The sequence below is a fragment of the Intestinibacter sp. genome (assembly GCF_034113885.1).
In the GTDB taxonomy this organism is placed as follows: Bacteria; Bacillota; Clostridia; order Peptostreptococcales; family Peptostreptococcaceae; genus Intestinibacter.
On sequence record NZ_JAXEWM010000201.1, the window covers coordinates 1 to 10,348 of the forward strand.

The following is a 10,348-nucleotide window of genomic DNA, read 5'->3' on the forward strand; positions in this document are numbered from 1 at the left end:
TAGATATAAATGTTATTTGATTATTTAGAACTTCAATCGAGTAGATTTGGTTTAAAAATCCCAAGCTAATCGATTTTGCAATATAATCTGGGTACGGCATTTTTAAAATTCCTAGAAAATCTGCATACAAATCACTCATAATATTTACCGCTATTTCATTTTTTATAATAAAATCCGTAAATAAAAAAGAAAATATCAAAAGAGGAACCATACCTGCGACTATATTTATAGCTTCGTTTAAGTACTCAAAAATATACTTAAACAAGCTCTTTTTTTCTTTATTTTCCAAATACATAATTACAGACATTTTAAATTTATTTTTTCTATATGTCTTCTCCTTATATTTGTTTTTTACAAAGAAAGTTTTTTTTATATTCTTTATTGGATAAATTCTACATAGAATCAAATTTACGACTGAAAACACGAATAAATATGATATTACAAGAGTTAAAAAATCTAACCTCAATCGACTTGCTGTATACGCTACTAAATAGATTTGCAAAATTGGATAATTCAATATAGAGTTTACACATTCATTTTTTCTAAGCTTACCCTCTCTATATAGCCTATACACTAGATAAAATCCGACAAATCCGTCTACAAAGAAAAACACCGCAAATATCAGTATATTCTTACCGCTCGTCCTAAAAAACCTCTTCGTAAATCCTCCAAAGCATCCATCGAATATATTTAGTAGACCATACTCCACAAGAAGTGGCAAAAACACTGCGCTTATTGGGAAAAATACAACTAGCTTAAATAAACTCTCCTTCATTATCTGGACTAAATCCAAGTCCTTAAAAAGTATAAACTCATTTTTGAATAAAAAAAATGCCAAGATTAAAATCGATAAAATTTTAATAAGTATATCCGCTATTACAAATACGCCCTTTTCTTTTTTAATAATTTGCTTTAAAAGTACAAGCGATATAAATAAAATAGTACAGACATACACAAATCCCGCATGCTTTAAATACACAAAATCAGATATATAAACCACGGGAGAGACGATATTTTTATTTAAAAATATCGGAAAAAAGAAAAACGCCACTCCAATCACAGAAAACACGATCATCTTTAGAACCTCAAAGAAATCCCTATCGCGTATTTTATAAGTCTTTTTCGATTTTACATCGTCCATAAAATCACCTCTATATCTATTTTGATTTATTCCAATTTTTTCCTCTATTTATTTTTAGACAATATTCCAAAATTTGCTTTAAAATGAATATAACTGTATAATACTATAAATGGTATTATTTTAAATTGGAGGTGATAATTTGAGTGATATTAATAAAACTATATTAATATTAACAGCTCAATTTGGTGCTGGCCATGTAAGTGCAGCCAATGCTATAAAGGAGTATATACTAGAAAAAAATCCAAATTACAATATAGTAATTCAAAATTTTATAAACGCCAGCATACCGCGTATAAATAACCCAATGGTTAAGATGTACGAAAAAAATACTAAATACGTACCAGAACTTTATAACTATTATTATTATGCCAAGAAAAATTTTAATTCAAAATTCGATATAACATATAAAATATATACGCCTAAGCTGACAGAATATATATTGGAAATAAAACCAGACTTGATAATCTCGACATTTCCATCGGCTGCTGGATGTGTTCACGATTTTAACTCAAAAAAGGAGAACAACCCTATTCCATGTATAACAGTCATCACAGACGTTGTAGACAGCTTAGAATGGATTTTCCCTAATACAGATATGTATTTTGTACCTACATACGAAATCAAGCATAGATACGTCCAAAAGGGCTTAAATCCCGATATTTTTAGGGTTACAGGCGTACCTACAGATAAAAGGTTTAATATAAAAAATAAAACTTATTTCAAAGACGGAAAATACAACCTTCTTCTAATGGGTGGTGGAAGAGGTCTATTCGATTTTGACGAGGATTTTATGAGATGGCTAGATGAATTTTGCTTAGAGTACAAGGACAAGCTTCATGTGACTATCGTAACAGGTAAAAACGAAAAGCTTTTTAACAATTTAACTGTGAAAAAACCTCTACAAAATATCGAGGTCTTGGGATTTGTGACTAATATGCCAGATTTAATCAAGGATTACGACTTATTAGTGACTAAACCAGGTGGAGCTACTCTATTCGAAGCTATAAATGCTCAAATACCTATTATAATAAAGACACCTAAGGTCGGACAAGAAATCGAAAACTCAAAATTTATAATCGACAAGGGAATAGGCATAGTGTACAACAGCGAAGTCGAGCTAAAAGAAATTTTTGACCTAATGGTAAATGGAGATTTAGATCACAGAATAAACTTCATGCTTGAAAATCTAGTCCACGTAAAGAAAAATATAAATCCAGAAAAAATCGGCGACTACGTAATGGAACTTCTATAAAAAAGCTAAACAAAAAAGGTACAAAAATAGATTTTTAATCTGTTTTATGTACCTTTTCAATTATATTCTTTTATACTATCTATATTGTTCTAAATTAATAACCTTGCCTAAATCGACCTTTTCCTTAACAAGCTTTTTATTCTTATTTTTTATATATTTTATCTTACTTCTAATCAAATTAATTTGATAAAGCTCTACTAAAGAGAAAATTATAATTATTAAAGCCTCATAGCTTATCATAGCATTAAAATTCTGAATATTTTTAATATTTATATAATAAATAGCTACTAAATCACAACTCAGAAGCTCTAGTATAATTATTGTAGACAGCTTCTTTAAATTTAAACTAGCTTTACTTCTCTTGCCTATCTTATATACTCCTAGCTTGCTCTCACCTAACATCATCAGTATATCTTGAAATGCTATTTTGCATATACTCACATCGAGCGCTTCTAATAGTAAAATAGCTATCGATATAAATATAACAAAGCCCAAATTAAATTGAACTAGCATATGTCCTTTTATATTGCCCGTCAGTAAAAAATATGTAGTAAATAATGTTAAAAATCCTGCAAATGTATAATTAATTCTATTTTCTTTCTTTTTAGTGTAAAAGGTATATAAAAATCCAACTATCAATATAAACCAAGGGACACTCGCATTTTGACCATAAAAAAATCCAATGCCTATTATTGGTAAAAAACAATAAGTCAAAACGTCTTGTATCAATCTACGTTTCATAAAATCAACCCCCTTTTTTCATTTAAGTTTTTATAATTTATATATATGAATAGCTTAAATTAATAAGTATTTTATATTATTTTATTATATATATTCTATTTTATGATAGCAAATCCTCTAAATAATAATCTTTTTTTAAACTTAACATTAAATTAACAATTCTCAGGATATAATTTTGATATTTAAAATATACTTTTTTGCGGACTTTTTAAATATATAATTATTAGAAAATATTTTTTAGGGAGGTTTCATATGATTAGAATCTTAGGTAACATAAGCGGAATTTTATGTGCAATTATATTATTTGTAAATTTTCTATCTTATTTTTTTAAAGATATCTACATTAAAATAAACAGCCTCGATTTAAAAAAAGCAATAAATCTAATTTTGCCTATAACCTCAAAATACAACAAACTTTCAATATTTATTTGTTTTATATCTTTTTTAATCCATATATCCTGTTTTTTTATAAATGTAAATTTTTTTAGCTTTGATATTTTAGGTTTATTGCTATTATCGACTGTAATTACATTTAACTTCAATATAATACCTAAATCCAGCTATGATTATTTGAGGAAAATTTCGTCTTATATAATAATATTTTTCATAGCTTTTCATATTATTTATCATTAAACAAAAAAGAAGCTGTTACCCTGGCAATTTAGCCCATGTAACAGCTTTCTTTATTATATTCTAGTAAATATTCTTTTTATAGTGAGAATATAACTCTCTTATTTCTTTCATTTCTTTGCTAAGCTCTAATTGTAATTCAGAAACTTTTTCATAATCCTTTTTATCTATAGCTTCATTTATTCTTGTAAATAGTGATTTTCTAGTTAAAGTATCCTTCATTATATTGAATTTTATATCAGAAATCTTATTCCAGTTAACTTCATCTAGAGCGTCCATATTTTCTTTGCTGTGTAATTTTACATATCCTCTTAATACTTCTATATCGTCGTGTATTATTCTATGTCTTAATTCTTTTTTCCATTTATTAAGTGAACCGTATTTAAATGAATCTATTATACTGTCAGTAAATACATTTCCATCCTTTAAGCATTCTAGCTTATCTTCGTTTTTAGTAAGATTTAACATGTTTTCATATACTGTTGCTGGTGGTATACCGAATCTTTCGTTTCTTTCTTCATCAGTATAATATTCAAATACGTTGTTTTCATCTCTGTATTTTCTATCTTTTTCTAAGTATAGACCTTCTTCACCGATATCTTTAGATAATTCTTTTTCTAAAGCCTTAGTGTCTAATCCACTCTTAGCTGCAAATTTTATACCATCTAGCATTGCTTGATAGCATGCTGCCATTACAAGGTAAGTATTTGAAAGTGGGTTTGGAGATCTAAGCTCAAATCTAAGTGATTTAGGTTTTTTAGCATCTCTTATAAGACCTACAAGTACAGATCTATTTCTTGATGGAGTTTCATAAGTATGTCCTAGTGAAGTAACTATACAAACTGGAGCTTCAAATCCTGGTACTAATCTTTCAAATCCATCTATGCTGTTAGTTACGATAGGATTTATAACTTCGTAATTCTTTAAAAGTCCCATTAAAGCACCATATCCAGCTTCACTTAAGTAATCTTTTGTCATATCTAGTGGAGCGAATAAATTTTTGAAAGTACCATCTTTAAGTATTAAGCTTACACCAAAGTGAGTATGTCCACCACTACCTGCAACTCCTTGGATTGGTTTAGCTTTGAATGTAACTTCAAGACCATTCATTGTAAATATATCTTCAACAGCTTCTCTAACTGCTATTTCGTTATCAGCAGCTTGTATTGGGCTGTCGAATTTCCAAGATATTTCAAGTTGTTCCATAGCATGCTTAGTTTTACCATCTCTATTTATAGAGCTAGATATTCCACCGACTTCTTTATGTGCCATTTCTGGTGATATTCCCATTTTTTCTAATTTTTCTAGAGATTGTTCTAAGCAAGTTCTTATTATTCCGTGAGTTCTCTTCCAGTATTGTTCCTTTAAGCTTTGAGAAACTGCTAATTTTTCTAAGTCCGCTTTATCTTCTGGAGTATTTACCCAAAACTCTAATTCTGTAGCAGCAGTTAAAACTATATCTTCTATATCATTTACACTGTCTATGCCTATACTATTTATTATTTGTGGGCATTCAGTAAATATTTCTATTAATGATTTTTTAAAGTTTGATTGTGCTTTTCTAAGTATTCCTCTCGAACCTACTCTCTTATTATCGTGTATTAAAAGAGCTGGTATTTTAAGAGTTCCTACAGGAAGTCCTGTTTCTTTATCTATATTTTCTAAATTATAATCAACATACCATTTGCAGTCTTGGTCAGGCATTAAGTCTACCTTTGCGTTATTTAAAGTTGCTATATTATGTAATTCAACACTAGATCCATCAGTTTGTATTGCTGATTTTAAAAAGTCATCTACATCATCTAATAATAAGCTTATTGGTACCTTTTCGTCAGTTGCATTACCTCCAAGGTCTACACCCATAAGAGATAAAAATTTAATATTAGGATTGTCTAATAATATTTGTTTTAACTCCTCATTGCTAACTTTTCTTTTATCTATTACGTGAATTTGTTGTTTCATATAAAAATAATCCCCCTATATCTTATAAATCCGTATTATAGACTTAATTTTTCGTTTTTTATTCGTATTTTTCTTTTCTTATTATATATAATTTTGTAAAAATGTGCAACATTTTTTATTTATTTTATTTTCCATATTTAAAATAATTAAATTTATCATATATTAATTATAAAGGCATATTTTTTATCAATTTAATGATATAATTAATATATTGTACAATTATACACAAATTAGGAGAAAACATATTATGAATTATATAATTTTTGATTTAGAATTTAACCAAGGCTTTGATAGGGTTAATAATAAAACTGTTTCAAATGCCAAATGTCCATTTGAAATAATACAAATCGGAGCTATTAAACTAGATTCCGAACTAAATATAATAGATACATTTTCAAGTTATATAAAATCACAAATATACAAAGATATACATCCTTTTGTAAAAAAAATGACCGGTATCACAAATAGCGACCTTAAAAATGCCCCTAGTTTCACAGATGTTTACGAACAATTTTTAAAATTTATTGATTCTAAAAACGCTATATTCGGCACTTGGGGAACAAACGACTTAAAGGAGCTATATAGAAATATAATTTTTTACAATTTATCTCCCGAAAAAATTCCAGTTAAATATATTAATATCCAACAGCATGCTTCTAATTTTTTTAACAACCCTGTAGGTAAATGTATTGGACTGCAAAATGCGATTTCAATACTAGAATTGGAACAGGATAAAAAATACCACAATGCTTTAAACGATGCTTATTATACAGCCCTTGTCTTTCAAAAGATCAACAATAAAAGCATTATTAAAGCTGAAACATATACCTACAACCTGTCTAAAAAGGAAAAGCAAAAGCTAAAAATCGATTATGATAAATTATTTGCAGAATGTAGATCTATATTAAAAAGAGATTTAACTAAAGAGGATAAAAAATTAATACACACAGCCTACAATATGGGCAGAAAAAATAAGTTTTTATTAAATCCAAAAAACGATAAAAATAATAATTAGTTCTAATATTTTACACTAAAAAAATAGCTGCTATATAAATATTAAATATATAACAGCTATTTTTTAGTTTTAATTATATTTCAACTACCAATTCTATCGGACAGTGATCTGAACCAAGTACTTCTGTATGTATATCTGCACTTATTAGATTTTTTTCTAAATCCTTTGATGCACAGAAATAATCTATTCTCCAGCCAGCATTTTTTTCTCTAGCCTTAAATCTATAAGACCACCAAGAGTATACTCCCTCTTTATCAGGATTAAAATATCTATATGTATCTATAAAGCCACTTTCTAATAGCTCAGTAAATTTAGCTCTCTCTTCATCTGTAAAACCAGCGTTTTTTCTATTTGTCTTAGGATTTTTTAGATCTATTTCCTTATGTGCCACATTTAAATCTCCGCAAACTATAACCGGCTTTTTATCATTTAGATCAGATAGATAATTTCTAAAATCATCCTCCCATTTCATCCTGTAGTCAAGTCTCTTTAGCTCGCTTTGAGAATTAGGTGTGTACACAGTTACAAAGTAAAATTTTTCAAATTCCAATGTTATAACTCTTCCCTCTTTGTCGTGTTCTTCTATTTGCATTCCATAATTTACAGATAGTGGCTCCTTTTTTGTAAAAATTGCAGTTCCTGAGTATCCCTTTTTCTCGGCGTAGTTCCAGTATTGATGATATCCCGGCAAATCGAGGTCTATTTGCCCTTTTTGCAGCTTAGTCTCCTGAAGACAAAATATATCTGCATCTACCTCATTAAAAAAATCTAAAAAGCCTTTAGTCACGCAGGCTCTTATTCCGTTTACATTCCATGATATAAATTTCATAAACTTTTCTCCTTTTTTAAATTTTATCGTATTAATTATTTTTTGTCATATTAATTATTTTTTGTTGTTTCTCTTCTATTTATTATACCTTATTATATAGATTTAACTATATTTTTTTATAATTCACATCTATAAAAAGTTTATTTTTAATTTTATTTAATAAATTATTACAATATAATGACTATTTTTTATATTTTGTCATTTAATGCGATTTTTACTTTCGATAAAACGATGATTTTTTTTCCATTTTATGTTAATATATTAATAGATTAAGATGTATAAATCTAATTATTCAAGATGTATAAATCTAATTATATTTTTTAAAATACAAGGGGGTATTCTTCAATGAAATTTTCTAACAGAGTAAAATCTATGCAATCTTCTCCAATCAGAAAGCTTGCACCATTAGCTACTAAAGCTAAAGCAGACGGAGTAAAAGTTTATCACTTAAATATAGGACAACCTGATATAAAAACTCCAGAATGTTTCTTCGAAGCAGTTAAAAACTTTAAAGAACCAGTTCTTGAATATGCTGGATCTCAAGGTCTTCTTGAATTAATAGAAGCATTACAAAAATACTATAAAACTTACGATATGGACTTCGCTGCTGAAGATCTAATAGTAACTAACGGTGGTAGTGAAGCTTTATTATTCTCTTTCATGGCTATGTGTGATCCAGGGGATAACGTTTTAATACCAGAACCTTTCTATACTAACTACAATGGTTTCGGACAATCTATAGGAATGAAAGTTAAACCTATAACTACTAAAGCTGAAAACGGATTCCACCTTCCATCAAAAGAAGAAATAGTTGCTCAAATAGATGACAAAACTAAAGCTATATTAGTTTCTAACCCAGGTAACCCAACTGGTTGTGTATATACTAAAGAAGAAGTTTACATGTTAGCTGAAATAGTTAAAGAAAACGACTTATGGCTAGTAGCTGACGAAGTTTATAGAGAATTCATATATGAAGGACTTGAATACACTAGCTTCGGTAACGTAAAAGAAATCGAAGACAGATGTATAATAATAGACTCTGTATCTAAGAGATTCAGCGCTTGTGGTGCTAGAATAGGTTCTATAGCTTGTAAAAACCAAGAATTCATGGGCGAAGTTATGAAATTATGCCAAGGTAGATTATGTATAGCTACTATAGAACAATTAGGTGCTGCTGCATTATTCAACGAAACTCCAGCTTCTTACTTAAAAGAAGTAAACGATGAATACTGCAAGAGAAGAGATGTATTATACGAAGAATTAATGAAAGCTGAAGGCGTTATATGCGAAAAACCAATGGGTGCTTTCTATATAGTTGCTAAATTACCAGTTGACAATGCTGAAGACTTCGTAAAATGGATGTTAACTGAATTCCGTATGGATGGAGCTACAGTTATGGCTACTCCAGCTGCTGGATTCTATGCAACTCCTGGTCTTGGACTTGACGAAATAAGACTTGCTTACATCTTAAAAGAAGAAGATTTAAGAGCTGCTGGTAAATTATTAGCTGAAGGATTAAAAGCTTACAAAGCTGCTAAAGCTAATGCTTAATACTAAATTTTAGATTATAATTTAACTTAAAATAGACAAAAGGGATATGATTTATTTCATATCCCTTTTTAGTCTAAAATTAATTTAATTCACTTTTATTTAGTAAAGTATCAAGAGTTTCTATAGCCTCTAAGTATTTTTTTCTATCCTCATCGTTTAATTTGAAGAACTTCTCTTCTAAATCATTACTCAATCTTTCTGTGAAATCAGCAGCTATTTTCTTACCTTCCTCAGTTATAATTATCATATATTTTCTTCTGTCTTTAAGATTTTTTTCTCTATAAACATATCCCTTATCGCTTAAATCATCTATCATGCTAGTTAAACTGCCTTTTTCTATATTTAATTTAGAGCATAACTCTGTCATGCTTATTTCTCCGTAATTTCTCATAAATACTAAAGCTCTCAATTGAGTCTTATTTACATCGTATAAGCTTGAATATTGTTTTAGGTAGTTTAAGTATAAACTAGAATAAATTTTAGGAAATGTGTTAGATAAAAAACTTATCGTATCTGTCACTATACATTTCATTTAATCACCTCAGATTGCTGTATTTTTTTTTCCTTGTATATTTTACACTAAAGTTGTTACCAGTACAACATATTTTAAATATATTTTTTTATTATTTTTAATTTTACTTTTTAGTTTATTTTATTGTAAATAAAATAATAATATGCGAAATAATTGCAAATAGTACAGGAACTAATCCTGTTATTATTCGTAACATATTTGGATCACTAAAAAAAGCAGGAATTATTAATGTTCGCCGCGGTCATGCAGGTGCAGAATTGGCGATGAATCCATCAGAAATTACTCTTTTTGATATATATAATGCAGTCGATCCAAATTCATTAGAAAACTTAATTGGAATACACAAAAATCCATCTCCTGAATGTCCAGTTGGTTGTAAGATACATGAAGTTTTAGTAAGAGTCAAAGCAGCTGCTGTTAATCCATTAGAAATTTTAATGCGGCCGATTATTAAGTTTGCGTACAGGTCCAAACAAAAATTTTGCTGAAAAAAATGGATTTCCATTTTGGAAGAGAAAATTATTATCACTTGCGGGTGCAATATATGATAAATTAGCCATAAAAGAGGAAATAGAATATCGTTTTTTTTTTGTACGTGCTGACGGAGTACAATTAGTAGAAATTACGCGAATTGTTGAAGAATATAACTTTGTGCCTTGAATAGATTCACGTATATTCACTATTGAAGAAGCGGG

At 28.5% G+C, this 10,348-nt stretch carries 9 protein-coding genes; 4 read left to right on the forward strand and 5 right to left on the reverse strand.

Annotated elements, in window-relative coordinates:
* Positions 1-1,141 (reverse strand): hypothetical protein (locus tag SPD90_RS12415; RefSeq protein ID WP_320925437.1); only part of this gene is annotated, 1,141 nt, incomplete at its 3' end.
* A gap of 139 nt (positions 1,142-1,280) precedes the next feature.
* Between SPD90_RS12415 and SPD90_RS12420 the strand changes: the two genes are divergently transcribed.
* On the forward strand, positions 1,281-2,393 hold the full coding sequence (locus SPD90_RS12420) for an MGDG synthase family glycosyltransferase (protein ID WP_320626436.1): 1,113 nt from the start codon (positions 1,281-1,283) through the stop codon (positions 2,391-2,393).
* A gap of 75 nt (positions 2,394-2,468) precedes the next feature.
* Here SPD90_RS12420 and SPD90_RS12425 read toward each other — a convergent pair whose 3' ends face one another.
* Together SPD90_RS12425 and SPD90_RS12430 are read right to left on the reverse strand one after the other, a co-directional pair.
* Positions 2,469-3,134, reverse strand: coding sequence for a hypothetical protein (locus SPD90_RS12425; protein WP_320626437.1), 666 nt, complete (start codon positions 3,132-3,134; stop codon positions 2,469-2,471).
* Positions 3,135-3,827: 693 nt separating this feature from the next.
* Entirely contained in the window at positions 3,828-5,726 is a 1,899-nt protein-coding gene (locus tag SPD90_RS12430) for a glutamine synthetase (protein WP_320925438.1), read from the reverse strand.
* 247 nt (positions 5,727-5,973) lie between these two features.
* Between SPD90_RS12430 and SPD90_RS12435 the strand changes: the two genes are divergently transcribed.
* Entirely contained in the window at positions 5,974-6,741 is a 768-nt protein-coding gene (locus tag SPD90_RS12435; RefSeq protein WP_320925439.1) for a 3'-5' exonuclease, read from the forward strand.
* A gap of 73 nt (positions 6,742-6,814) precedes the next feature.
* Here the strand turns inward: SPD90_RS12435 and SPD90_RS12440 are convergent, their stop codons facing one another.
* Positions 6,815-7,570, reverse strand: coding sequence for an exodeoxyribonuclease III (locus tag SPD90_RS12440; protein WP_320925440.1), 756 nt, complete (start codon positions 7,568-7,570; stop codon positions 6,815-6,817).
* Between the two features lie 345 nt (positions 7,571-7,915).
* On the opposite strand from SPD90_RS12440, the gene SPD90_RS12445 reads away from it, so the two are divergent.
* Positions 7,916-9,121: a pyridoxal phosphate-dependent aminotransferase gene (locus SPD90_RS12445; RefSeq protein WP_320925441.1), complete on the forward strand. Its 1,206-nt coding sequence runs from the start codon at positions 7,916-7,918 to the stop codon at positions 9,119-9,121.
* A gap of 79 nt (positions 9,122-9,200) precedes the next feature.
* Here the strand turns inward: SPD90_RS12445 and SPD90_RS12450 are convergent, their stop codons facing one another.
* Positions 9,201-9,653 (reverse strand): MarR family winged helix-turn-helix transcriptional regulator, encoded by a 453-nt coding sequence (locus SPD90_RS12450; RefSeq protein WP_320625275.1) that lies wholly within the window; start codon positions 9,651-9,653, stop codon positions 9,201-9,203.
* A gap of 194 nt (positions 9,654-9,847) precedes the next feature.
* On the opposite strand from SPD90_RS12450, the gene SPD90_RS15360 reads away from it, so the two are divergent.
* Entirely contained in the window at positions 9,848-10,141 is a 294-nt protein-coding gene (locus SPD90_RS15360) for an Rrf2 family transcriptional regulator (RefSeq protein ID WP_320925442.1), read from the forward strand.
* Positions 10,142-10,348 lie beyond the last annotated feature (207 nt).